The organism is Flavobacterium sp. N502536, assembly GCF_025947345.1.
In the GTDB taxonomy this organism is placed as follows: Bacteria; Bacteroidota; Bacteroidia; order Flavobacteriales; family Flavobacteriaceae; genus Flavobacterium.
Genome location: NZ_CP110011.1, coordinates 3,218,427 through 3,242,428 on the forward strand (window position 1 = coordinate 3,218,427; position 24,002 = coordinate 3,242,428).

Below are 24,002 nucleotides of genomic sequence, written 5' to 3' on the forward strand. Positions count from 1 at the left end.
AAAGATGAAAAATATATTCAAAACCTTCTTGATAATAAGCATTGTCCTAACAACTTATAGCTGTAGCGATGATTATTTTGATATAAATACACCGGGAAATGTAATACCTGATGCGAATAAAAATCTGAAAGATTTATTGGGTCCTGCAATTTACTACACATTTGATGCTCAGTATACTGCTGCGACCAGAGTTTCTTTGCTAACGCAATATACTTCCTCTGCACTTAATTCGTCAGTAGGGGTAGACAATCATTACGAAGAATCCTTAGATAGCTATTGGTCTTCTGCGTATGTAAAAGCTTTAGGAAACCTAAAAGAAGTAGCCGATAAAGCCGATGAAACAAAATCATCACATTACAAGGGGATTGTTCAAATTTTACAAGCTGTAAATTTTGGATTGCTGACGGATCTGTACGGAGATATACCTTTTTCGCAGGCGTCATTGGCATCACAGAATTTTAAGCCGGAATATGACCGTCAGGAAGAGGTTTATAAAGGTATAAACAACCTATTAGATCAGGCAATTGCCAATTTATCAGCTCCTAACACATCCTCTTTTACTCCGGGAAAAGAAGACCTTGTTTATGGTGGAAATATAGGAAAATGGATAAAAGCGGCTTACACCTTTAAAGCGAGATATGCGTTGCACTTATCAAAAATCAATGCCACAACTGCTGCCAATACGGTAGTTTCTTATTTGGCAAAAGGAATAACATCCAATGCAGATGATTTTCAATTGATTTTCAATAAAGTACAGACAAATCCATGGTACAATAACCAATTAGGACTTAATACCGGAAATGCATCTTATCTGATCACCAGGCAATTTATTGGTTTTATGAACGGGAGTACCTTTACTTTTAAAACCGTAGCGATGGATCCCAGAATGCCATTATTGATTGATCTTAGAAGTTATCCCGTAACAGATGGAGTTGTTAATCCTAAAGATCCAAATCCTAATGTTCCGGGTAGTTATATTGGTGGAGAACCTGGACAGGGATCAAAAGGAACACCAGCACCTAATGCTAAAATAGGCTTGTATTCTTATTATTCAAAAATAGATTCACCAGTTGTTATTTTGTCCTTTTCTGAAGTTAAACTAATGCAGGCCGAAGCACAATTTATTTTAAATGGAGGTAATGCGACAAGTACCGGAACAAATGCAATAGGGTATAGCGCCTATATGGAGGCTATTGGTGCAAATATGGATAAATTAGGAGTTTCTGGTTCGGATAAAAATGCTTATTTGGGAGATGCTTCTATCAATAAAGGTGCGGCCAATTTGCAGTTGAAAGATATTATGAGGCAAAAAAATATAGCACTCTATTTGAACTGCGAAACATTTAATGATTACAGACGCTATGATTTTTCTACAAACGTTTTTCCGGGATTAGCCCTGCCAAAAGCCGCCGATCCTGCTAATGGAGGAAAATGGATAAGAAGATTTATTTATTCTACCAACGAAAGAAACGCTAATAAAGCAAATTACGAATTAAACTTTAAATCAATGGTCACACCTGTTTGGTGGGACAAATAAAAACTAAAGCGGCTCTGATTTTTTGATCAGAGCTGTTTTTTTATAAGCCGCTACTTTGATTCAAAACGTCAATTAATTTGTCTAAATCATCTTTAACGTGATTTGCCGTAATCACAATTCGATTTAAAGGAGCTGTGTCTTTTTGGTATTTGAAATTGGCAATAATAATCTTGTTTGCTTCCAGTATTTCGATTAGATTTTCATCTTCTAAATAAAGTAAAGGGTATGTTTTATCAAATTGGATTGTGTCATTTTTGATTAGTTTCTGATCGATATAATGAAGGTTATCCAGCAGTTTCTGATGTTGTACACTGTAAATTTCGGTTGCATCCGCCAGCGTCTGAACAAAAGCAGGATTCATTCCGGCAGCTGAGACAAAGGTATCGGTGTTTTTGATCTGATTGATAAAAGAAACATCACTGGCAATTACGCCACCGCTTAAGCCCAGTGCTTTTCCTAAAGACGACACCATGATTTTGCGCTTAATTGGAAGGTCGATACCCGAGTAAAGTCCGCAGCCATTTTGGCCTAAAATCCCAAGTGAATGAGATTCATCTATAAGTAAAGTAATTTCTTTATGATGGGGAATTTCTTTTAAAAGCGACAAATCAATGGTTTTGGTTTGATGGGAGGGAACTCCGTCAGTAAGAATGCTGATTTTTTCTGCTTTAGCATCCAGCAGCCTTGGATTTATTTGGTTATTTAAAAATACTGGTAAACTATTGGGCGTTTTAATTGCGGTATGCAAATCTGAAAAATGAAAGAAACAATCGGTGGTTGTAAGCAATTGCTCGAGAACCAGTTTTCCGGCAAGCATTCCGGAGGATACGGTAACCGCGCTTTCGGATTGTATGTAACGGGCCAGAAAAGTTTCACCGTTTTCATAAGCCGTTAGTTTTATATTGGCATTTCTGGAGCTTCCATAGGTTGTTCCCCATCGCAGCATATTTTTAATGACCAATTCCTGAAAAGCCCTGTTTGTGGGTAATCCCAAATAAGCTGTTCCTCCAAAATACAAATAATGCTCCTGATTGATTTCAATGATTCTGTCCGGAAATTGATCGACGTTCATAGCAGTTAGATTAAAGTAACTCCGGTTCCATTAAGTTCAGAATAATGGATTACACCATTTTTTATGGTGACACCGGTGGCAATATCCTCTGCTAAAAGTAAGGCTCCATCCATATCCACATAATCCAGTTGAGGTAATAAGTGCGCAATTGCCGAGATTCCCACGGTAGATTCTGTCATGCAGCCCACCATCGTTTTCAGTCCTAATTTTTTGGCTTCTTCAATCATGCGTTTCCCCGGAGTCAAACCACCGCATTTCACCAATTTTACATTTACTCCGTGAAAATGATTGAAACATTTGGCTACATCTTCTTCAATAATACAGCTTTCGTCCGCTATTATGGGTAAAACCGAATGTTTGAAAACTTCCTTATGCGCGTCCCAATGATCGGCTTTCAGAGGCTGTTCGAGAAATTCGACTCCTAGTTTTTTTAGTTTAATGGCGTTATGAATGGTTTCGTCAACCTCCCAGCCGCAATTGGCGTCGATTCTGAAAATAGCATCGGTATGTTTTCGAAGTTCTTTTACAATGGCGATGTCTTCTTTTGTCCCTAGTTTAATTTTATAAATAGGCCACGGAAGCTCCTGCATTTTTGAAACCATTTTTTCTATAGAAGCAATACCAATCGTATAATCTGTCAGCGGATTTCGATCAATAGTGTAATTCCATAAATCGTATAGTTTTTTACCCTTTTTGCGTGCATACAGGTCGTTATAAGCCATGTCTAACGCACATAAAGCAAACATGTCATTCTTTAAATACGGATAAATTTTTGCCCAGAAAATTTCAGGAGTTTCATTCGTAGTGTTTTCGATAATGCCTCTGATTTTTTCCAAATCCTGAATCATCATCGGAACGGTTGTTTTATAATACGGATTTGAAGTGGCCTCTCCAAAACCCGAAAAACCATCGCTTTTGAGCTCTACAATTAGCGAAGGCTGAAAATCAATTGATTCTCTGGAAATGGTAAAAGTATGTTTGAGTTTTAGATTGTACTCTCTTAAAATTAATTCCATAAGTCTGTTTTTTAGTTAATACCCCAGCCAGATTATAGCTTTCGCAAAACCATCACGCCAAAGTTTTTCATTATGTTCGCCTCCTTTTACAATTTTAGATTTGGTCAGATGAAGACAATAACAGTGTTTCGTATCTAATAAACGTTCCATTTTTGTCATATCGGTTACCATATCATCGCTTTCTTTGTCTCCGCATAAAAAATAAATCTTGGTTTTGATTTTAGGAGTTTGTGTTGTCAAAGTATAAATGTCATTCGAAAACCAGAAGGATGGCGAGAATACACCCGCTTTTCCAAAGGTTTCCGGGTATTTTAATATGGCGTAATACGAAACTAATCCGCCAAGCGAACTTCCCATAATAAGGGTATTTTTTGCCTTGGTTTTTGTTTTGTAATGCTGATCAATATACGGTTTTAAGGTTTTTACAATAAAATCGAGATAATTATCGGCATTTCCACCACCATATTTGTCATTTTTATAGGGCGTTAATTCGCTTATACGATTGTCATTTCCGTGTTCAATACCCACTACAATTACGGGTGCTTTGAGGCTATCCAGTTTTTCGTCTACATTCCATTCGCCTGCGTACGAGGTTTTGGCATCAAACAAATTCTGAGCATCGTGCATATACATCACGGAGTATCTCTTTTTGGCTGTAGCCGAATAACCTTCAGGAAGATAAAGCCATATTTTTTTGGTGGTTTTTAATTGAGGGGCTTCAATCGTAAAAGTCGATACGTTTTTGGAAGCAGTACTGTTCTGTGCGCCGGCGATAGCCGTTACCCATAAGAAAATAAAAAAGAAAAATCTCCTAATCATGAGTACTGTTGCGTTTTAGATTTAAAAACAATATTTTAGCTAAAAATAATAAATTGATGAATACCGAAACAGAAAAGAGAAGTTTACTTTTAGAAATGATTGCTTTTTCTACCGTTGACGGGCAGTTGCATAAGAGAGAGTATGATTTTTTGTGGCTGGTAGCCCAGGAGCTCAATATTGGCCCGGATGTTTTTCGTGATTTATTTCATCAGGAAAGCGCTGGTATAGTTATAAAATCGGAGTTTCAGCGCATTCAGCAATTTTACAGACTGGCATTGATTATGTATTGTGATGGTATTTTGCATGAAAAAGAAGCAAAAGCCATACAGCAAATTTCCATTGAAATGGGATTGAATCCAAACGCTACCAGACGTGTTTTAGATTTAATGAAAAATGCGCCAAACGCTATAATTGACCCTAAAGTTTTATTGAAAGTTTTTCAGGAACAGCACAACTAAGACAGTTGCTCCTGTAGTTTTTTAATTTCGTCACGCAGCTTTGCCGCTTGTAAAAAGTCCAGTTCTTTTGCTGCTTTCTCCATTGATTTTCGTTTTTCACGAATCATTTTTTCCAACTCCGATTTCGATAAATAAGCGGTTTGAGGTTCTGCTGCAACCGGTATGGTATGTCCTAATTCATATTCCACCAGCGGATTTTTAGTAAAGGCACTATCAATTTTCTTGTTTAGGGCCTGAGGTGTGATGTTATTTTCAGTATTATAATTGATCTGTTTTGTTCTGCGATAATTGGTTTCATCGATCGTTTTTTGCATGCTTGCCGTAATCTTATCGGCATACATAATTGCTTTTCCGTTCAGGTTCCTTGCAGCACGACCAATCGTTTGAGTCAGCGATCTGTGGCTTCTTAAAAAACCTTCTTTGTCGGCATCTAGAATAGCAACAAGAGAAACTTCGGGTAAATCGAGACCTTCACGAAGTAAGTTTACTCCAATTAGAACATCAAAAATACCTTTACGTAAGTCCTGCATGATTTCAATGCGTTCCAGTGTATCGACATCAGAGTGAATATAGCGGCAACGAATGTTTACCTTAGTTAAATATTTGGCTAGTTCTTCGGCCATTCTCTTCGTCAGTGTAGTTACTAAAACTCTTTCATCCAATTCACAACGCACCTGAATTTCTTCGATCAAATCATCAATCTGATTCAAACTTGGTCGGATTTCAATAATTGGATCTAATAAGCCGGTTGGGCGAATGACTTGTTCGACATAAATTCCGTCTGTTTTTTGCAGCTCATAATCGGCAGGTGTTGCAGATACGTAGATGACCTGATTTTGCATGGCTTCAAATTCCTCAAACTTCAAAGGTCGGTTGTCCATTGCGGCCGGCAAACGGAAACCGTATTCGACCAGATTTTCTTTTCGGCTGCGGTCACCTCCGTACATGGCGTGAACCTGTGAGACTGTTACGTGGCTTTCGTCGACTACCATCAGATAATCATCTGGGAAATAGTCTAACAAACAGAAAGGACGCGTTCCCGCTTCTCTTCCGTCCAGATATCTTGAATAATTCTCAATTCCGGAGCAATAGCCCAGTTCACGAATCATTTCTAAATCAAAATTAGTACGTTCTTCCAAACGTTTTGCTTCCAGATGTTTTCCTATTTCTTTAAAATAATCAACCTGTTTGACTAAATCCTGTTGGATTTCCCAAATAGCGTTTTGCAAAACATCAGGGGAAGTCACAAACATATTGGCCGGATAAATCGTCAGTCGCTGGAATTTTTCAATGACTTGTGAGGTCTTGGCATCAAAAGATTCTATTTCCTCGATTTCATCACCAAAGAAGTGAATTCTAAAAGCATCATCGGCATAACTTGGGTATACTTCAACGGTGTCTCCTTTAATTCGGAATGTTCCGGGCGTAAAATCTGCCTCGGTTCTGGAGTATAAACTCTGAACCAGACTGTGTAATAATTTGGTTCGGGAGATAACCTGATCTCTCGCTATTTCAATAACGTTTTTCTGAAATTCAACAGGATTTCCAATACCATACAGACAGGAAACCGAAGCTACAACTAAAATATCACGACGTCCGGAAAGCAGCGAAGAGGTAGTGCTCAAACGCATTTTTTCGAGTTCCTCGTTGATGGACAGGTCTTTCTCAATAAATACTCCGCTAACCGGCATAAAAGCTTCCGGCTGATAATAATCGTAGTAGGAAACAAAGTACTCTACAGCGTTATTGGGAAAGAATTGCTTGAATTCAGAATACAACTGTGCAGCCAACGTTTTGTTGTGCGCTAAAACCAAAGTTGGTCGCTGAACTTCCTGAATGACATTGGCTACCGTAAAGGTTTTTCCGGATCCCGTAACTCCTAACAGAGTCTGGTATTTTTCACCATCTATAATGCCTTGTGAAAGTTTTTCAATTGCTTGCGGCTGATCACCTTTTGGACTGTATTCAGAGGATACCTGGAAATTCATTTTTGGACGATGAAAGATTAGTTTTGTAAAGATACAAAGTTTGGATTCTATATAAAAACTTAAAAAGAGGATGAATCAAATGGGTTAGGTTTGCTATAATTTCCCGTAAGCACAGTGTTTTTTATCTATTCTAAAAAGTCAATCATAGCGTTATTCACTATTTTCGACTGATCAATCGATAGAAAGTGCCCTGCATCCGATATTGTTTTTGTTTGGCTATGAATTAAAAACTTTTTTGCTCTTTCTAAGCTTTCTTCTGAATTGATAACATCACGATCTCCAATTAAAATCAAAACCGGATTGGTGATGGATTGGAGTTCAGCATCTGAAAAAGGACGCATTTTGAACATGCTTGAATTTGATTTCGCATATTTATTGGCCAGATAGAATTGCTTTTTGTAAACAGGACTGATCTTTTCGGGATGAGTAGAAAAAGTTTGGAGTGTTTTTTCGAATTTCTTTTCATTTGGGAACAGTTTCAGCATTAGGGCAGAAGTTGTTTTCCTCACTTTGTCTATAAATTTAAACGTTTGTGCAGGACTTAGCAGTACTATTTTATCAATAGAATTGTTGTTTTGGGTAGCTAATAATGTTGCAATCCAGCCACCACGTGACGCTCCTATAATATCAAAATTCTTTAATTTGTAGTGATTGAAAATTTCATTGTACAAAAGGGCAATTTCGTCTGAGGAAAGAGATTTAGAGGTCAAAGTAGACTTTCCGGGTTCTATTATAAAATCAATTGCATAAATGCGATGTTTTTTGGAGAGTGCTTTTATGTTGGGATACCACATGCTGGAACTTGCATCCATTCCGTGTAGCAGAACCAAGTCTTTGCCATTTTTTAATCCGGTAACAATTACGTGGGCTGTTCCGTAAGCTGTCTGTATGTTTTCTTCGGTATACGGAATGCCCCAAAGCTTTAAAGTCTGATTGTATGAATCGATATAGGTCTGTTTTTCGCTTTTTGTTTTAAAAACATAATCGTCAAACTTTGCCTTTTTTGAAGCGGCACAACCGGCAAGCAAAAATAACAATACTGCTTTGAAGAGTAATTTTGGCATAGGAATAAAATTCAAATTACTTTAAAGGTACGAAAAATGTGAACCCTCAGAGTATCAGAATTTTATTTTAAAGTATTAGAATTTCAATGTTAAGCGTTTTCCAGCTTCCATGCTTTTTGTTGAGTCTCACTTAAAAATGACCAGGCTACAATTCGGCTTGTTTTTTGCCCCTGAGACATATCGATTGTTTTGATGGTAGCAGCGTTTACTTTGTTTAATGTTTTGTAAATACTGGAAAGATTGTCTCTTTTTGAAACCAGAGTGGTAAACCATAAGCATTGCATAGCATATCTGGCGCTTTCATAAATCATTTGAGTTACAAAACCAATTTCACCTCCATCACACCATAATTCTGCATTTTGACCTCCGAAGTTCAAAACAGGATTTGTTTTTTTCTTTTCTTTCGGATTTAAGTTTGAAACTTTGCGTGCGGTGCTTTGGTTGGCGTCTTCAGCCGAAGAATGAAATGGTGGGTTGCACATTGTAAAAGTAAAACGATCTTCGGGGGTGATGATGTTTTTAAAAATAAAACGCGATTCCGTTTGCTGCTGAAGGCTTATAGCCTCAATCAGTTTTGGATTGGCTTCGATAATTTTGCTGCAATTTGCAATCGCTTTTTCGTCAATATCTGTTCCTACGAAACTCCAGTCGTAAATCGCATTTCCTAAAACGGGATAGATGCAGTTAGAGCCTGTTCCTATATCCAAGCCTAACACTGACGGGCCTTTAGGGATATTTCCGTTGTTAGTTTCGGCCAGTAAATCGGCTAGATAATGAATATAATCCGTTCTTCCGGGAATAGGTGGACAAAGATAGTTTTTAGGAATATCCCAGTTTTGTATGTCGTAATAGGTTTTCAGTAAAGCTTTGTTCAGCAGTTTTACTGAAAGAGGATTGCTGAAATCAATAGTTTCAATTCCGTGAATGTTTACGGCAACCTGTGCTTTTAACTCAGGACAATTCGCGATAAGAAGTTCGAAATCGTAACGGGAACGATGAAGATTTCGAGGATGTAAATTGTTTTTTTCGGAATTGTCTGTTGTTTTCATTTTTGTAAATTTCCGTGCAAAGATAGGTATTCCTTTCTTAGGAAACGTCCTGTAAAATTAATCCATGCATTCCATCAACAGCAAATCACCATCGGTGTGGATGATTGTTACTAAACCATCCTGTAGAACAGCATTGCTGCTTCCGGTTCTGTAGCCAATCGTTAGGGTATCGTTTGTAAGCGGATAGAGCAAATTGGTCGAATAAATGCCATTGACAATCCCAATCGGAATCAAGGAGATAGGTGTTTTTTCGGTATACCATTTCTCGAATTTACGGGGCAGTAAAAAAACTTTAGAATGGTCGTCCAGAATAACAATTTTTAGCAAATCGCGGTAACGGGCAATGTTGGTAATATTGGTGATGGTATGGTCTGCACGTTTTCCGGTAGCCCAAACGACGTTTACAGCAGGTATTTTGCGATCGATTAAATAGTCAAAAGCTTTCTCTAAATCGGTTTTGTCCTGGTCGGGTGTATGAACGATTTCGATAGGGTATTGTGTTGTTTTGTAAATTTCAGGATCAAAGCCACGGTCGAAATCACCCAGAAGGACATCGACTTTGATGCCCAGTTCAATTACTCTTTCAATGGCTGAATCGAGTACGATAACCAGCGGAGACCATTCGAGTAATTGTCCTAATAATTCCGGATTGCATGCTGCTCCGTTGGCGATAATTAAAGCGGGTTCCTGGTCGTCGCGTACGATATGGTGTGAAGACATTTAGTTTTTTAGTTTGAATGTGGAGCAAAGGTACTGTTAGTATTGTGAAATGTGAAATGTGAAATGTGAGAAGTTAAATGTAAAATGTAAAATGTAAAATGTGAGAAATCTGAAGTCTACAATCTACAATCTAAAATTAAACAAGACGTCGGTGGTAATTGATTTGCCCTAAATGATACGCTAAATGCGTAGAAAGATGTACCAGAAAGAAGCCTGTTGACATTTCTTTTTCGAAAACAATTTGCGGATAAGTTTGTTCTAAATCAGCTTCGGTCAGGCTGTCGAGCGCAGTGTTTACAACCAAAATAGTATTCTCGATTTTACCGATTAGCTCTGATTTTGGAACATCTTTCAATGAAAATTCTAAGGGACGATCACGGATGTAACCCGTTTTTCCAATTTCGGCTCCAATATAGGTGTTTAGGTTTCCTATTAAATGCAGACAAAGATTTCCGGCTGAATTGGAAATGCCCGGTGCAATTGCCCAAATCTGACTTTCGTTTGGATACGATTCGATTTCGGCTTTCAATTTGTTCAGATCTCTGTTAAAAAGCAATTTTAAGGTTTCAATCAACATGATTTTAAGCTTTATGAGTTATCGGAATCCAGATTTCTTCTTCAGAATCGGGATCTTCTTTTTTGTATTTTTCAGTCATTACGGCAAAATGAGGCCTTTCATCCACCATATATTCTGAATTTGGCAGCCAATCTACAAAAATTTCATGATAGGTTTTATGACCTTCGCTTTGCGGACCTTTATGTACAAAAACAGCATATAATCCGGTAGGAATTACCAATGGTTTCATTTCCAGTGGCATTTCATCAAAAGCAGAGACTTCGACTGCAGCCCATTTTTCGAAGGTATTACCGGGATCAAAATTATCAAAGTGTGCAGTAGGAAAAACTTCGAGCGAATATAAATTGGCGTCGATTGTGTTTTTAATTTCTTTTCGTTTTGGCATAAAAGAACTCCACAGTTGATGCGTTTTGTTTTCAAGAAATGACATTGTAACGTATTTACCAATTAGTTTCTTCTCGGGTAATATCTGAATTTTGGCTTCCATTTTTAGAGCTTATTTGATTTTGTATTTTTTGTAATCTGTTTCACTAAGCGAAAAATAACCCAACGGATAATTGGCTTTATCAACAGTATTAATAATGTTTCCTTTTACAGTTGCGGGTGGGGACTGAAAAGGTCCGCCAGAATTATTCCCGGCTATACTCACCAGTATGTTCATATAGTTGTAATACTGTTTTGAGATGCCGTAATGGGTAATCTCGATCTCATCTCCAATTTTTAAATCGTCATCATCTGATGTGCTAAAATATTCATTTCCCTGAAAAAACTTGTCCTCCGTAACATAATAAGTTGAGGTAATTTTGCTCGAATACATATATTTAAAGAGGTAAAAATTATCATCGTCGGCAGGGTCATTAAAGTAGGCTCTGGTTTCAATATCTTTTCCGGTAAAACCGCCTTGGTTGTTTTGCTCAATTCGGCTTATGGGTGCTACTGCTTTCATGGTTTCGGTAGCAGTATAGGTAATGCCTCCCGAAATCACGGTTAGGGTGTAGGTTTCGTTAATTACCGGAACGAAATTCGAACACACATATCGTCCGGTTTTGGGAACTTCAATAAAGTTGAATTGTGTGTTCTGACTGTTTTTTATAAATACGGTCGCTCCCGCAACGGTTGGAATAACGTTTTGAAAATAACCAGTTGTAGTGGTCAGTTTTATAGTCTGTTGTTTTCCGGTTGTTTGTTTCTGCCAGTTTATCGCAGCTTCGATGACTAACTTTGGAGGGGCAGTATCTAAATTAACATCTACAACTTCCTCACAGCTTGTGAAGAAAATCGATATTAAAACTATCATTAAAATGCTTGCTTTTTTCATGATCTATCTTTTGTTTTCTTTTTACAGAAAGTTGGTCTTAAAATTTAAAATTATAACTCACGGCCGGAACCATTCCGAAAATTGACGTTTTTACAGCTTCATTTGTACCGGTATCTACATTTTGACGGAAGTTGATCGAAGCCGCATTCTGGCGATTGTACAAGTTGTAAATACTAAAAACCCATTCGCCTTTCCAGTTTCGGTCTTTATTTTTTCGGGGGGTCAAAGTTGCCGAAATGTCTAAATGATGATAGGCCGGTAAGCGGTTTTCGTTTCTTAATCCATAATTGGGTACTGTAATTCCCAGATACTCATAGCGTCCATTTGGGTACGTAACCGGCTGACCCGATTGCAGCGCAAAGTTGGCGCCAAAAGACCACTTCTCGTTTAAATTATAAGCAGATGTAATGGCTAAATTATGAGTCTTATCATAGGCAGAGCTGTACCATTGTCCGCTGTTGATACCAATTTCTTCCGGAGTTCTTCCCGGAGTTTGCTGCTGTGATTTTGATAAAGTATAGGAGATCCATCCATTGAACTTGCCTTCATTTTTCTTTAGCATAAATTCGACACCATAGGCCCGCATTCTTCCGTTCAGAATTACCTGTTCGATCGCATCATTGGCAATCAAATTGGCACCATCGATATAATCAAGTCGGTTCTGGATTTTTTTATAATAGGTTTCGATTTCTACAGAGTAAGCTCCGTTGTTGATATTTCTAAAATAGCCTAAAGCCACCTGATCGGCAATCTGAGGTTTGATGTAATTATCACTTGGCATCCAGACATCGAGCGGAGTAGGAGATGAAGTATTCGAAATCAGCTGAAGATACTGTGCCATTCGGTTATAGCTTGCTTTAATCGCCTGATCATCATTTAACTGATAGGAAACAGAAAGCCGCGGTTCTAAATTGTTGTAATGCTGAATGGCCTTGTTTTTGCCAAAATAGCGCGTTGAGGTTGGTGTTCCTTTTTCGTAAATCTGCATGTCGCTATTGAAAACTACTGGTTCGTTATTGTCATAATAATTGATGGTAGAAGATCCTAAACGATAGAACAAACTGTATCGTAATCCGTAAGCAACCGTAATTTTTTTCGAGAGCTGATTCTCGGCTTCGATATAAACAGAAGGTTCAAAGGCGTATTTTTTATCCAGTTGATCCGGATTAATTCCGGACGTTTCATTGCTTGGTTTGATCGTCCCGGGATTAAATTCGTAGTAAATACCATTTAAACCGTAGTTCAGTTTGAATTTGTCTGAGAGGTAGTTTTTGAAATCGTATTTGATGTTGTAGTTCTTAATTCCCGAATCCCATTTGAAGCCTACAAAGTCCAGATCGAGACCATAATAGTAATCGCTGTAAATCAGGGATAAATTGGCAAATAATTTATCAGAGTACAGATGGTTCCAACGCAGGTTTAAGGTTGAATTTCCGTAGATATTGGTAAAACTTTTGTTCAGACTAAACACATCACGGCCAAAATAACCGGACAAATACAAGCTGTTGTTGTCGTTTAATTTATAACTCAGTTTGGTATTCAAATCATAAAAATAGGCAGAGTTGTCTTTTTGATCTTCGGATAGTTTTAGAAACAAATGAGCATAGGAAGCTCTTCCTCCAATAAGAAAAGAACCTTTGTCTTTTACTAAAGGGCCTTCGGCGAGAAGTCGGCTTGAAATTAACCCGATTCCACCATTAACGTGAAATTCTTTGCTGTTTCCGTCTTTCTGATAAATGTCTAAAACAGAAGAAGCTCTTCCGCCATAGCGTGCCGGAATTCCGCCTTTGTATAGTTTTAGATCTTTAATAGCATCGGGGTTAAAAACGGAGAAAAAGCCAAATACATGCGAAGAATTAAAGATGGTAGCCTCGTCTAATAAAATTAAATTCTGATCGGCACCACCACCGCGTACATTAAATCCCGAAGCGCCTTCTCCCGCATTGGTAACGCCCGGAAGCAATAAAATCGATTTTAAAACATCGACTTCACCCAAAACAACCGGCATTTTTTTGATGGTGGAAATTGAGAGTTTGTTGGCACTCATTTCCGGCGATTTGATGTTGATTTTTCTTTTATTGTCGATAATTACCACCTCCTGAAGCTCTTCGCCGCTTTCGCTGATCGCAAAATTATTTTTCGTGTTTTGAGTTAAAGCAATTGTCTTTTGAAGGGTTTGATACCCCACATAACTAATTTCAATCTGATGTTCACCTTGTGGAACGGTAAGCGAATAAAAACCATATTCGTTGGTGGTTGTACCTATTTTTAAGGTCGGAATATAGACGTTCACACCGATTAAGGTTTCGTTGTTTTTAAAGTCAGTAATGGTGCCGCTTAAAGTGAATTTTTCCTGAGAAAATGATGTTAAAATAGTAAAGAACAGAATAAAAAATGTGGTATTTTTTTTTGTGGTCATTGTCTTGGTTTTGAAACACATAGTTAATAATTCTAACTAGATATTTTTGCAGAACGTTTGTTAAACATTAGTTAAGAAAGACTCTTTTTTTGGAGGGGCAAAGGGGCAGAGGGACAAAGGTTCAGAGGTTTTGGTTCCATTCAAAAAAAAAAGACAACTAATTAAAGTTGTCTTTTCTACAGAGCCATATTGTGACGACTCTTTATGTTTCATTCGATTATTTTATTTGTGCAATAATTGAATTGAATGTTTCACTTGGACGCATTGCTTTGCTCACTAATTCAGGAGTTGGCTGGTAGTAACCGCCAAGATTTTGAGGTTTCCCTTGCGCACCAATTAATTCGGCATCAATTTTAGCTTCGTTAGCTTCAAATTCAGCAGCAATTGGAGTGAAGATCGCTTTCAATTCAGCATCTTTGTTTTGAGCAGCCAAAGCCTGAGCCCAGTAATAAGCAAGGTAAAAATGAGAACCACGGTTATCAATTTCCCCTACTTTACGAGCCGGAGATTTATCATTAGCAAGGAATTTATCGTTGGCTTCGTCTAAAGTTTCAGATAGAACAATTGCTTTAGAATTGTCTAAAGTTTGTCCTAAATGCTCTAAAGAAGCACCAAGAGCCAAAAATTCTCCTAATGAATCCCAACGTAAATAACCTTCTTCTGTGAATTGCTCAACGTGTTTTGGAGCAGAACCTCCCGCACCCGTTTCAAACAATCCTCCACCGTTCATTAACGGAACGATAGATAGCATTTTAGCAGAAGTTCCTAATTCCAGAATTGGAAACAAGTCTGTTAAATAGTCACGTAAAACGTTTCCGGTTACTGAGATGGTGTCTAAACCTTTGATGATTCTGTCTAAAGTAAATTCAGTAGCCGCAACAGGGTTTAAGATACGGATATCCAGATTTACAGTATTGTGGTCTTTTAAATATTTTTGAACTTTTGCAATCAATTCTCTGTCGTGTGCTCTGTTTTCGTCTAACCAGAAAACAGCAGGAGTATCAGATAAACGAGCTCTGTTTACAGCCAGTTTAACCCAGTCCTGAATTGGAGCGTCTTTTGCCTGACACATTCTGAAAATGTCATTAGCTTCAACGTTTTGCTCCATTAAAACAGTTCCTTTGTTGTCTGTGACACGAACAACTCCGTCAGCTTTCATCTGGAATGTTTTGTCGTGAGATCCGTATTCTTCTGCTTTTTGAGCCATTAAACCTACGTTAGGAACACTTCCCATTGTCTTAGGATCAAAAGCACCGTGTTTTTTACAAAAATCGATTGTAGCGGTGTAAACTCCGGCATAAGAGCGATCTGGAATAAGGGCAATCGTGTCTTGTTGTTTTCCTTCTTTATTGTACATCTGTCCTGAGGTACGAATCATTGCCGGCATAGAAGCATCAACAATTACATCAGAAGGTACGTGTAAGTTTGTAATTCCTTTATCAGAATTTACCATTGCCAAAGCAGGTCCGTTTTCGATTGCTTTAGTGATATCGGCTTCAACTTCAGCCTGTTCAGGTCTTCCTGCAATTTTTGCATAGATATCACCTAAACCATTTCTGGTGTCAATGTTTAATGCTGCAAATAAAGTTTCGTATTTTTTGAAAAGATCAGCAAAGTATACTTCAACGATCGCGCCGAAGATAATTGGATCTGATACTTTCATCATGGTTGCTTTTAAGTGTACCGAAAGTAAAACACCTTCTTTTTTTGCATCCGCAATAGCATCCGCAGCAAAAGCTTTTAATTTTTTTACACTTAAAACAGAACTGTCAATGATTTCACCTGCTTTAAGCGGTGTACTTGCTTTTAATACTGTAGTTGTACCATCTTTTGCAACGAATTCAATTTTTACATCATCAGCTTCTGCAACTGTAAGCGATTTTTCACTTCCGTAGAAATCACCGTTTGGCATTGAAGCCACTTTTGTTTTAGAATCAGCTGACCATGCACCCATTGAGTGTGGATTTGCTTTTGCAAAGTTTTTTACTGCTCTTGGAGCTCTACGATCAGAGTTTCCTTCACGTAAAACCGGATTTACGGCAGAACCTAAAACTTTAGCATATTTTGCTTTAATTTCCTTTTCAGCATCATTTTGTGGATCTTCCGGGAAATTAGGAATTTTATAACCGTGTGATTGTAATTCGGCAATAGCTGCTTTTAATTGCGGTACCGATGCAGAAACGTTTGGCAATTTGATGATGTTAGCATCAGGTTGTGTTGCCAATTGCCCTAATTCAGCCAAAGCATCTCCCGTTTTTTGATCAGCTGTTAAAAGCTCAGGGAAATTGGATAAGATTCGGGCTGCCAAAGAGATGTCTCTGGTTTCAATTGCAATACCTGCTGTAGACGTAAAAGCCTGGACAATAGGTAAAAAAGAATAAGTCGCTAACAATGGCGCCTCATCAGTTAAGGTGTAATAGATTTTTGAATTCTGTGTCATTTTTTTTTTTTTATAATCGTATCGTCAGAGAATGACGATGTAAAAGGTATAGTCGGCTCAGAATGAGCGGAGCAAATATAATAAAAACAGTCCGAAAACGGTGTAGTTTTGAGGAGAAATGCCGAAATTATCAGATTGTTATTTCGTGCTCTTTAAATTGTCAAATCGACGATTTTGCTATTAAAAAATTACGGTTTTGATATTCTGAAAATAAAGCACAAAAAAAAACCCGTTTCAAATGATATGAAACGAGTTTTTTATAACAAATCGATAAATGATTATCTTCTTTTATCTTTAATCTTAGCTTTTTTACCAGTAAGTTCTCTGAAGTAGAAAATTCTAGCTCTACGTACAGCTCCTTTTTTGTTGATTTCAATCTTTTGTAAAGCTGGTAAGTTTACTGGGAAGATACGCTCAACTCCAATAGCTCCAGACATTTTACGAATAGTAAAAGTTTCTGTGTTACCAGAACCTCTTCTTTGAATAACAACTCCTTTAAAAAACTGAGTTCTTGTTTTTTCACCCTCTTTAATTTCGTAGTAAACTGTGATAGTATCTCCAGCTCCGAAAACAGGGAAATCTTTTTTAGCAACGAATTCGTTTTGAACGAACTTTAATAAATCTGCCATGATAATTTTTTATTATTGTTTAGTATAGAGTAACATTCACGGATTTCGCCAGAGGTTAGTCTAATTCGGGTGCAAATGTAGAAAATAATTGTAAATTATGAATTATAAATTGTAAATTATTTTAAGTTGTTGATAAATTGATGGTTAGGGCTTGTTTCAAGTTTCAAGTTTCAAGTTTCTTGTGTACGTCATCAAAACCTGAAACTTGAAACTTGAAACAAAAGAAACTTTTTATTTAGGCTGCTGCTGTGTAACACAATGGATCATTCCTCCATTGGCGTACAAATTACGAACGTCAATACCAATTACTTTTCTGTCAGGATATAAACCCTGAATCAATTGATTGGCAACAGTATCATTAGGATCGTTGTAATTCGGAACCAGAACAACCGTATTTCCAATGTAATAATTGACATAAGAACCTTTGTAACCTAATTTTTTACCATAAGTCGTTACAACGTTGTTTCGGGACAATGGCAGTTTTACGAAAGTATAATTTTTGCCTTTTACGTCTTTTGAATTGTACAAGGTAGCAATGTCGGCTTGTGGTACTTCCCAATACAATAAATCATCTTCATTCATGGTTACGATCGTGCTGGTATTGCCAAAACGTGCAAAACCATCAATGTGCATGTCTGTGATCTCTCTTCCCGCTTTTCCGTTAAGCCAGATAAAATGAGTAACACCTAAATACTTTTTAAAAATGGCTTCAGCCTGTGACTGAGACATTCCAGGATTACGATTGGAGTTTAAAATAGAACTTTTGGTAGCCATTAAGGTTCCTTTTCCGTCTATTTCTACAGCTCCGCCTTCATTAATCATTATAGTGTTTAAATCTACAATTGTTGTTTTCTGATCTGCTGCAATTTGTGAAGGAATGGTGTTGCAATTACTGAAATCGGCTTTTTTCCCCCAGCCATTAAATCCCCAATCCTGAATTACCAATTGATTGTTCTTGTCTTTTACGTAAATAGGACCATTATCTCTTACCCAGACATCATCCGTTTTGTAAATTTTAAATGTTACGGCAGAAAGAGAAACGCCTGCATTTTTTAATAAGGCGGTAATTCTGTTTTTTTCAGTCGTATCATAGGCAATAATATTGACCTTTTCGCTTGCAGCTAATGATTTAGTCATAGCGACCCAGGTAGCATCTAAATCATTTCTATAGTCAATACCATATTGATATTGATGTGGCCATTGCAGCCAGGTTGCTTCATGCGGAGCAGATTCTTCGGGCATGGTGTACATAATTTCACTTTTAATCGATTCTGTCGGTTCGTCCGGCGTTACGCCTACTGCATCTTCCTGACAGGAAGTAAATAGAGGAAATAGCAGTATAGGTATAAATAATTTTTTCATCTTAATTTGTGTTTGTTGTGGATTAACTTGTTTAGCGTCATTTTGTTACTAGTATTTTGACGGTACAAATGTATTTCTAAACCGTTATCTGGCAGTTGTCCAAAATGGACAAATCAAATCAGCGGAATAAAAATCGCGGTAAGATATTCAGACTCGTTATCACAATTGTCGCTGGTTTTCAGATATTGTTCAATTACAGGCAAGTGTGAAAGTTCAAAAGTGTTGTTTAGAAACCAGCCTCCATAAATTTGGTTATAGGTATTTTCTAAGGTATTGTAACTGCCGTGATGAAAAAAACGGGCATATTTACTGCCAAAAATCTGCTTCTTTGGCAAATTTTTAAGGACCGTTGTCGTAGCAACACAGGCTTCGTAAGTGCAATTTATTTTTTCGGTAATTAAAATATCGTCTGTAATGACTCCAAAAAAGCGGGTGTCAGTTTCAGGGAATTTGTTTTGCAGAAGGTTTTCCCACAGCGTTTCTATTTCCTGATTAACATAAGGAGTTTTGGAACTTAGGTAATAAACAGTTGTTTCAGGGATTACAAGTATATCGGGGGCTAAAACACTGGTAAAAGATTGAAGAGGATGGGTATCGTTGAGTAAAAGCTCCTTTTGATTGCGTGCCAGGGAAGGGGAACAATCAAAATGTTTTTTGAAGGTTTTTGAGAATGACTGTACATCGGCAAAACCTACTTCAAGTGCAATTTCTGAGATTTGTTTGTTGGAGTAGATGAGTTTTTTGTATCCGTTTTCTACCTTCAATCGGGTTTGGTAAGCGCCAATGGTTTCGTTAAATAAAGAATAAAAAATGCGTTGCAGATTCCGGTAGGAGTAACACGAAATGTCCTCCAGAGAATTTATTGAGATGATTTGATTGTAATGCATCTCAATATAATTCCGGGTATTGTAAATATGTTTTAGATTAAAATCATTCATTTTTTAGTTTTTAGAAAGGGGTAATAATAAGGATAACGTATTAATTACAGCTTTCACATATGATTTAGAAGAATCACTAAAAATAAATGAGTAAAGAGTCTGGTTTATTTTTCTTCTAATAAATCCGGTCGTCTGTTTTTAGTATGTTCATACGCCATATCCTCGCGCCATTTGTCAATTTTGGCAAAATGACCGCTAGTCAGAACTTCAGGAACCTTCCAGCCTTTATAATCTGCCGGTCTTGTATATATAGGACCTGAAAGCAGATTGTCCTGAAAACTATCAGTTAATGCTGAAGTTTCGTCGCTCAAAACACCTGGAATCAAGCGGATCAAAGCATCCGATAACACCAAAGCTCCTAATTCTCCACCCGATAAAACATAATCACCAATTGAAATCTCTTTGGTAATAAAATGATCCCGAACACGCTGGTCTACACCTTTATAATGTCCGCAAAGAATGATGATATTTTCATACATCGACATGGTATTGGCCATTTTTTGGTTTAAAGTTTCCCCGTCAGGTGACATATAAATAATCTCATCGTATTCGCGTTGGCTTTTTAAATGCGTGATACAGGCATCAATAGGCTGAACAGTCATCACCATTCCGGCACCTCCTCCAAAAGGATAATCGTCAACACTTTTTTGCTTGTTTGTGGTGTAATCACGCAAATTATGAAAATGAACTTCCACTAATCCTTTGTCTATGGCACGTTTCATAATCGAAGCCTCAAACGGACTCTTTAATAATTCAGGTAAAATCGTTATAATGTCAATTCGCATTTTTTTTCTTCAATAGTTCTAAGGTGCAAAGATACAAGTTAATTTTTGTGAATTTTCAAGATTTGAAAATGGGGAAAAAGAATTAAAGACTTTTTGAGAAAGAGTTCATAACGAGCTACTTAACGTTTAATGTTGTTTGAATGTTATTTAAGTGTTTGTAAAACAGTTAAATACATGATAATTATATAACATAAAACGTCTGAAATGTAAAAAAAAGATGCTTAATTTTAATTACTATTACATTTCAATTATTTGATTTTGTAAAGAATTACTTAAAAACAAAACTCCCATGAAAAAGCTGCTAATATTACTCATTATATTGATTTTACAGGCATGTTCTACCACTAAAAATCCAAATGATCAATGGATTGGTCAGTCCAAAAAAAATCTTATTAAGATTTGGGGGCCACCTATACGTACGTTACAAAATTCAGATCAGGGAGAAATATTACTTTATGCAGAACAAGTGTATACCAATGCAGCTACTAGTGAAGGTCCCAGAATGGCCGGCTCAAACTACTGGAATTACACCTATATATACACTCGTAAGGACGGAAAAATTTATTTTTACAAAACCGATAAACAGCAACAGCCACCTCAGACAATTGCTGTAAAATAAGCTGATTTCTTGTTTTTTATACGAAAATATTGCGTTTTTATCATTGTTGTCAAAATCATTTGATTATATTTATGTCCGCTTTAGGTTGATCTTTAGCGATTTAAAATGATAAATCATGAGAAAAACGGTGATACTTTTGGTATCTTTTCTAATTATTTCCTGTCAGAATCAAAACCAGTTAAAACCTATGGATACCACAAAAAATGAAGAATTAGTCAAAGCGTATTTTGAACATTTTAATAAGCACGATTGGAAAAAGATGTCAGAAATGTACACAGAGACTGCTGATTTCAAAGATCCTTCGCTAGGACCCGGGATTGTCAAACAAACCCGTAAACAAATTGCAGATAAGTATGCAGCGCTTAATGCCGCTTTTCCGGATCTGCATGACAAAGTGATTCAGGTTTATCCGTCGGGAGAAAAGCATATTATTGTAGAATTTGTTTCATCAGGTACAGCGCCTGACAACTCAAAATTTGAACTGCCGATCTGTACTATTTTTACAATCGAAAACGGATTAATCACCAAAGATTTTACCTATTTCGATAACTTTGAAGAAGAGGAAAACTAAGAACAGCTACTGATGTAAAACGTGTGTAGTCCCTACGGGACATCATTTACGGTGGGTTTCTTTTGCTGACCTATATATAGGTTACCGAATTACCGATATTTTGCTCCTTATGGAGCTTTTTTTTTGAATAATAATTAAAATAAGCTGAAGCGAAGTGCTATTTATTAATGAAAATATTGTAGCTTTATTCTTTCATTTATGATATAATATGTAAAATGAAAATTGTTTACATATGACAAATAATTCCGCAAGGAATTACATATTGGTAGTAATATGGTTTTCACATCGCAAATAATTCCGTCAGGAATTACATATCGGTAAATAGAATCCATATATAGTTTTCACATCACAAATAATTCCGTCAGGAATTACATAGCGGCAAATTATGGCAAACACATACACCCAAATACATGTACATTTTGTTTTCGCAGTAAAATTCAGACGCGCGTTAATAGACAAAGAATGGAAAGCAGAATTATATCAATATATAACCGGAATTATAAAAAATAATGACCATAAGCTTCTGGCGATAAATGGTGTTTCGGACCATATTCATATTTTAATCGGGATTAGACCTGCGCAATCAATTTCCGATTTGATGAAAAATGTTAAACAGGACTCCTCAAAGTGGATCAATACGAATAAATTGTCCAAAGGACATTTTCAATGGCAGGAAGGTTATGGAGCGTTCTCATACAGTAAATCTCAATTGACTGCCGTAATTAAGTATATTGAGAATCAGGAAGCGCACCACAAAAAGAAAACCTTGAGAGAGGAGTATATTCACTTTTTGCAAAAAGCTGAAGTCGATTACGATGAAAGGTTTATTTTTAAAGAATTAATTTAGAAGTAAGCCATAAGAAAACAGATTAGCTTAAATTTGATAGAAATAGTCAGGATAAAAAAACGTTGCTGATTTATACAATTTACAACAAATAGAAAGTTAATTAAACACCTTGAAAATGCAGCATTCAAAAACAAGCAAAGAATTTATAAAAGGAGATGAAATCGAGTGGGAGGTGGTTGGTGAAGGTATCAGGCGCAAGATTCTTGCTTTTGATGAAAGAGTGATGCTGGTAAATGTTCATTTTGAAAAGGGAGGAATTGGTGTTTTACACGAACACTATCATTCGCAGGTTACCTATGTTTCAAGCGGTAAATTTGATGTTACCATTAGCGGTGTTACCCAAACGCTGAAAGAAGGAGATAGTTTTTACATTCCGCCTCATGCCATTCATGGAGTGGTTTGTTTAGAAAGCGGACTTTTAACGGATGTTTTTAGTCCGATTCGGGAAGATTTTATACAATCGTAATGTTTTAACATTCAGCATAATCTTTAAAACAATAGTCAGATTTACTGTCGACTTTGGAAAAATTATAATTTTTTTAAAGTTTCGGTAATAATTAGATTGGTATTTTTGCAAAATGAATTTATCTAAAACGAATGTCTTGTTTATGGCAGCTTGCACCGGACTTATAGTTGCAAATCTTTATTATTGCCAGCCTTTAATTGTTTTAATTGCCAACGAATTTAAAATTCCTGAAGCCAGTGCGGGAACAATAACTTATCTAACCCAGGCGGGTTATGCGATAGGGTTGTTTTTTATGGTTCCATTAGGCGATAAAATCGAACGTAAAAAACAAATTTTAATGACCACTTTTGCTTCTGTAATCGCTTTGATTATCGCAGCAACGGCAAAAAGTTTCTTTCTTTTACAGGTAGCTTCCTTATTAATCGGGATTACTTCAATTGTACCCCAGCTTATTTTACCCTTGGCAGCTTCTTTGAGTGCGCCCGAACAGCGCGGAAAAGTGGTAGGAACTATTATGAGCGGTTTGCTTGTTGGAATACTATTGTCCAGAACATTAAGTGGATTTATAGGTCAGGTATTGGGCTGGAGGTCTATGTTTTATATTGCTGCGGGTATCTGTTTGCTGATCTTTTTTGTGATTCAGAAAAAATTTCCGGTCAATAAACCTCAGTTTGAGGGAACTTACGGACAGTTGATTCAATCCCTTTTTACACTTATAAAAACGCAACCGGTTTTGCGTGAAGCGACACTGATCAATGTATTCAGTTTTGCACAATTCGGAGCCTTTTGGACCACTATGGTTTTACTGCTTTCCGGAGATCCATTCGGTTTTAACAGTGCTACAATTGGGCTTTTTGGAATTGTAGGAGCTTCTGGAGCTTTGGCGGCACCCCTTGTAGGAAAAATGGGAGACAAAGGAAACTCAAGAATTGCGGTAGGGTACGGTTGTTTATTGATTTTAATTAGTTTTCTGGTTTTCTATTTTTCAATAGAAAGTGTGATCGGAATTGCGATTGGAATTGTGTTTATTGATATCGGAATTCAGGGCGTACATATTTCAAACCAGACCCGAGTATATTCGCTGCTTCCCGAAGCCAGAAACCGATTGAATACCGTATTTATGTCGTTTAGTTTTTTAGGAACGGCAGCCGGATCAGCTTATGGATTGTTGTTGTGGAAACTGGGCGGATGGCATGCGGTAACCATTGGCTGCGTTGGATTGTCGGCATTGGCATTTGTCGTTTACGGCCTTACTTACAAATCAAAGTCTAAAAAAACAGAAAGCTTAAATTGATATAAAATTAATTT

General features: G+C 37.0%; 23 protein-coding genes. 7 read left to right on the plus strand and 16 right to left on the minus strand.

The features are described from left to right. Positions 1 to 4: 4 nt before the first annotated feature. Positions 5 to 1,537: a SusD/RagB family nutrient-binding outer membrane lipoprotein gene (locus OLM61_RS13580; RefSeq protein ID WP_264523180.1), complete on the plus strand. Its 1,533-nt coding sequence runs from the start codon at positions 5 to 7 to the stop codon at positions 1,535 to 1,537. A 40-nt stretch (positions 1,538 to 1,577) separates the two neighbouring features. Here the strand turns inward: OLM61_RS13580 and OLM61_RS13585 are convergent, their stop codons facing one another. The 3 genes from OLM61_RS13585 to OLM61_RS13595 are packed head-to-tail and all read right to left on the minus strand — an operon-like array spanning position 1,578 to position 4,444. After that, positions 1,578 to 2,609: an aminotransferase class I/II-fold pyridoxal phosphate-dependent enzyme gene (locus OLM61_RS13585; protein ID WP_264523181.1), complete on the minus strand. Its 1,032-nt coding sequence runs from the start codon at positions 2,607 to 2,609 to the stop codon at positions 1,578 to 1,580. A 5-nt stretch (positions 2,610 to 2,614) separates the two neighbouring features. Further along, positions 2,615 to 3,625: a dipeptide epimerase gene (locus OLM61_RS13590; RefSeq protein ID WP_264523182.1), complete on the minus strand. Its 1,011-nt coding sequence runs from the start codon at positions 3,623 to 3,625 to the stop codon at positions 2,615 to 2,617. A 15-nt stretch (positions 3,626 to 3,640) separates the two neighbouring features. After that, the gene (locus tag OLM61_RS13595; protein WP_264523183.1) at positions 3,641 to 4,444 is read right to left on the minus strand and encodes an alpha/beta hydrolase; all 804 of its coding nucleotides are present in this window, start codon (positions 4,442 to 4,444) and stop codon (positions 3,641 to 3,643) included. A 56-nt stretch (positions 4,445 to 4,500) separates the two neighbouring features. Between OLM61_RS13595 and OLM61_RS13600 the strand changes: the two genes are divergently transcribed. Next, complete coding sequence (locus OLM61_RS13600; protein WP_264523184.1) at positions 4,501 to 4,902, plus strand: excinuclease ABC subunit B; 402 nt, start codon at positions 4,501 to 4,503, stop codon at positions 4,900 to 4,902. Here OLM61_RS13600 and uvrB read toward each other — a convergent pair. From uvrB to trmD, 13 genes are all read right to left on the minus strand, one after another. Beyond that, a complete protein-coding gene (uvrB, locus tag OLM61_RS13605; RefSeq protein ID WP_264523185.1) occupies positions 4,899 to 6,890 on the minus strand; it encodes an excinuclease ABC subunit UvrB in 1,992 nt (663 codons plus the stop codon). The genes OLM61_RS13600 and uvrB overlap by 4 nt on opposite strands. A gap of 125 nt (positions 6,891 to 7,015) precedes the next feature. Continuing rightward, on the minus strand, positions 7,016 to 7,954 hold the full coding sequence (locus OLM61_RS13610) for an alpha/beta fold hydrolase (protein WP_264523186.1): 939 nt from the start codon (positions 7,952 to 7,954) through the stop codon (positions 7,016 to 7,018). Between the two features lie 89 nt (positions 7,955 to 8,043). After that, the gene (rlmF, locus tag OLM61_RS13615) at positions 8,044 to 9,003 is read right to left on the minus strand and encodes a 23S rRNA (adenine(1618)-N(6))-methyltransferase RlmF (RefSeq protein ID WP_264523187.1); all 960 of its coding nucleotides are present in this window, start codon (positions 9,001 to 9,003) and stop codon (positions 8,044 to 8,046) included. Between the two features lie 57 nt (positions 9,004 to 9,060). Further along, positions 9,061 to 9,723 (minus strand): thiamine diphosphokinase, encoded by a 663-nt coding sequence (locus tag OLM61_RS13620; RefSeq protein WP_264523188.1) that lies wholly within the window; start codon positions 9,721 to 9,723, stop codon positions 9,061 to 9,063. A 136-nt stretch (positions 9,724 to 9,859) separates the two neighbouring features. Beyond that, positions 9,860 to 10,300 (minus strand): DinB family protein, encoded by a 441-nt coding sequence (locus OLM61_RS13625; RefSeq protein WP_264523189.1) that lies wholly within the window; start codon positions 10,298 to 10,300, stop codon positions 9,860 to 9,862. Positions 10,301 to 10,304: 4 nt separating this feature from the next. Further along, entirely contained in the window at positions 10,305 to 10,787 is a 483-nt protein-coding gene (locus OLM61_RS13630) for a GyrI-like domain-containing protein (RefSeq protein WP_264523190.1), read from the minus strand. Positions 10,788 to 10,796: 9 nt separating this feature from the next. Further along, the gene (locus tag OLM61_RS13635; protein WP_264523191.1) at positions 10,797 to 11,618 is read right to left on the minus strand and encodes a DUF4249 domain-containing protein; all 822 of its coding nucleotides are present in this window, start codon (positions 11,616 to 11,618) and stop codon (positions 10,797 to 10,799) included. Positions 11,619 to 11,655: 37 nt separating this feature from the next. Further along, entirely contained in the window at positions 11,656 to 14,037 is a 2,382-nt protein-coding gene (locus OLM61_RS13640) for a TonB-dependent receptor (protein ID WP_264523192.1), read from the minus strand. A 217-nt stretch (positions 14,038 to 14,254) separates the two neighbouring features. Continuing rightward, the gene (locus tag OLM61_RS13645) at positions 14,255 to 16,477 is read right to left on the minus strand and encodes an NADP-dependent isocitrate dehydrogenase (protein ID WP_264523193.1); all 2,223 of its coding nucleotides are present in this window, start codon (positions 16,475 to 16,477) and stop codon (positions 14,255 to 14,257) included. 278 nt (positions 16,478 to 16,755) lie between these two features. Further along, positions 16,756 to 17,106, minus strand: coding sequence for a 50S ribosomal protein L19 (gene rplS / locus OLM61_RS13650; RefSeq protein WP_017495434.1), 351 nt, complete (start codon positions 17,104 to 17,106; stop codon positions 16,756 to 16,758). 231 nt (positions 17,107 to 17,337) lie between these two features. Next, positions 17,338 to 18,468 carry an agmatine/peptidylarginine deiminase gene (locus OLM61_RS13655; RefSeq protein WP_264523194.1) on the minus strand — a complete coding sequence of 377 codons (1,131 nt, stop codon included), beginning with the start codon at positions 18,466 to 18,468 and terminating at the stop codon, positions 17,338 to 17,340. 113 nt (positions 18,469 to 18,581) lie between these two features. Next, positions 18,582 to 19,406, minus strand: a complete 825-nt coding sequence (locus OLM61_RS13660) for an AraC family transcriptional regulator (protein ID WP_264523195.1) — start codon at positions 19,404 to 19,406, stop codon at positions 18,582 to 18,584. A gap of 104 nt (positions 19,407 to 19,510) precedes the next feature. Next, entirely contained in the window at positions 19,511 to 20,191 is a 681-nt protein-coding gene (gene trmD, locus OLM61_RS13665) for a tRNA (guanosine(37)-N1)-methyltransferase TrmD (protein ID WP_263363065.1), read from the minus strand. Between the two features lie 289 nt (positions 20,192 to 20,480). Between trmD and OLM61_RS13670 the strand changes: the two genes are divergently transcribed. The 5 genes from OLM61_RS13670 to OLM61_RS13690 all read left to right on the plus strand — a co-directional run bounded on the left by OLM61_RS13670 (position 20,481) and on the right by OLM61_RS13690 (position 23,988). After that, on the plus strand, positions 20,481 to 20,810 hold the full coding sequence (locus OLM61_RS13670; RefSeq protein WP_264523196.1) for a hypothetical protein: 330 nt from the start codon (positions 20,481 to 20,483) through the stop codon (positions 20,808 to 20,810). A gap of 115 nt (positions 20,811 to 20,925) precedes the next feature. Continuing rightward, the gene (locus tag OLM61_RS13675) at positions 20,926 to 21,381 is read left to right on the plus strand and encodes a nuclear transport factor 2 family protein (protein WP_264523197.1); all 456 of its coding nucleotides are present in this window, start codon (positions 20,926 to 20,928) and stop codon (positions 21,379 to 21,381) included. Positions 21,382 to 21,766: 385 nt separating this feature from the next. Continuing rightward, positions 21,767 to 22,228 carry an IS200/IS605 family transposase gene (gene tnpA, locus OLM61_RS13680; protein ID WP_264523198.1) on the plus strand — a complete coding sequence of 154 codons (462 nt, stop codon included), beginning with the start codon at positions 21,767 to 21,769 and terminating at the stop codon, positions 22,226 to 22,228. Positions 22,229 to 22,343: 115 nt separating this feature from the next. Further along, positions 22,344 to 22,694, plus strand: a complete 351-nt coding sequence (locus OLM61_RS13685) for a cupin domain-containing protein (RefSeq protein ID WP_264523199.1) — start codon at positions 22,344 to 22,346, stop codon at positions 22,692 to 22,694. A gap of 142 nt (positions 22,695 to 22,836) precedes the next feature. Continuing rightward, positions 22,837 to 23,988, plus strand: coding sequence for an MFS transporter (locus OLM61_RS13690; RefSeq protein WP_264523200.1), 1,152 nt, complete (start codon positions 22,837 to 22,839; stop codon positions 23,986 to 23,988). Positions 23,989 to 24,002 lie beyond the last annotated feature (14 nt).

Bases quoted from the DNA above. Each gene is read 5' to 3' on its own strand.
- OLM61_RS13580 (WP_264523180.1), top strand. From the start codon at position 5: ATGAAAAATATATTCAAAACCTTCTTGATAATAAGCATTGTCCTAACA.
- OLM61_RS13585 (WP_264523181.1), bottom strand. From the start codon at position 2,609: ATGAACGTCGATCAATTTCCGGACAGAATCATTGAAATCAATCAGGAG.
- OLM61_RS13590 (WP_264523182.1), bottom strand. From the start codon at position 3,625: ATGGAATTAATTTTAAGAGAGTACAATCTAAAACTCAAACATACTTTT.
- OLM61_RS13595 (WP_264523183.1), bottom strand. From the start codon at position 4,444: ATGATTAGGAGATTTTTCTTTTTTATTTTCTTATGGGTAACGGCTATC.
- OLM61_RS13600 (WP_264523184.1), top strand. From the start codon at position 4,501: ATGAATACCGAAACAGAAAAGAGAAGTTTACTTTTAGAAATGATTGCT.
- uvrB (WP_264523185.1), bottom strand. From the start codon at position 6,890: ATGAATTTCCAGGTATCCTCTGAATACAGTCCAAAAGGTGATCAGCCG.
- OLM61_RS13610 (WP_264523186.1), bottom strand. From the start codon at position 7,954: ATGCCAAAATTACTCTTCAAAGCAGTATTGTTATTTTTGCTTGCCGGT.
- rlmF (WP_264523187.1), bottom strand. From the start codon at position 9,003: ATGAAAACAACAGACAATTCCGAAAAAAACAATTTACATCCTCGAAAT.
- OLM61_RS13620 (WP_264523188.1), bottom strand. From the start codon at position 9,723: ATGTCTTCACACCATATCGTACGCGACGACCAGGAACCCGCTTTAATT.
- OLM61_RS13625 (WP_264523189.1), bottom strand. From the start codon at position 10,300: ATGTTGATTGAAACCTTAAAATTGCTTTTTAACAGAGATCTGAACAAA.
- OLM61_RS13630 (WP_264523190.1), bottom strand. From the start codon at position 10,787: ATGGAAGCCAAAATTCAGATATTACCCGAGAAGAAACTAATTGGTAAA.
- OLM61_RS13635 (WP_264523191.1), bottom strand. From the start codon at position 11,618: ATGAAAAAAGCAAGCATTTTAATGATAGTTTTAATATCGATTTTCTTC.
- OLM61_RS13640 (WP_264523192.1), bottom strand. From the start codon at position 14,037: ATGACCACAAAAAAAAATACCACATTTTTTATTCTGTTCTTTACTATT.
- OLM61_RS13645 (WP_264523193.1), bottom strand. From the start codon at position 16,477: ATGACACAGAATTCAAAAATCTATTACACCTTAACTGATGAGGCGCCA.
- rplS (WP_017495434.1), bottom strand. From the start codon at position 17,106: ATGGCAGATTTATTAAAGTTCGTTCAAAACGAATTCGTTGCTAAAAAA.
- OLM61_RS13655 (WP_264523194.1), bottom strand. From the start codon at position 18,468: ATGAAAAAATTATTTATACCTATACTGCTATTTCCTCTATTTACTTCC.
- OLM61_RS13660 (WP_264523195.1), bottom strand. From the start codon at position 19,406: ATGAATGATTTTAATCTAAAACATATTTACAATACCCGGAATTATATT.
- trmD (WP_263363065.1), bottom strand. From the start codon at position 20,191: ATGCGAATTGACATTATAACGATTTTACCTGAATTATTAAAGAGTCCG.
- OLM61_RS13670 (WP_264523196.1), top strand. From the start codon at position 20,481: ATGAAAAAGCTGCTAATATTACTCATTATATTGATTTTACAGGCATGT.
- OLM61_RS13675 (WP_264523197.1), top strand. From the start codon at position 20,926: ATGAGAAAAACGGTGATACTTTTGGTATCTTTTCTAATTATTTCCTGT.
- tnpA (WP_264523198.1), top strand. From the start codon at position 21,767: ATGGCAAACACATACACCCAAATACATGTACATTTTGTTTTCGCAGTA.
- OLM61_RS13685 (WP_264523199.1), top strand. From the start codon at position 22,344: ATGCAGCATTCAAAAACAAGCAAAGAATTTATAAAAGGAGATGAAATC.
- OLM61_RS13690 (WP_264523200.1), top strand. From the start codon at position 22,837: ATGGCAGCTTGCACCGGACTTATAGTTGCAAATCTTTATTATTGCCAG.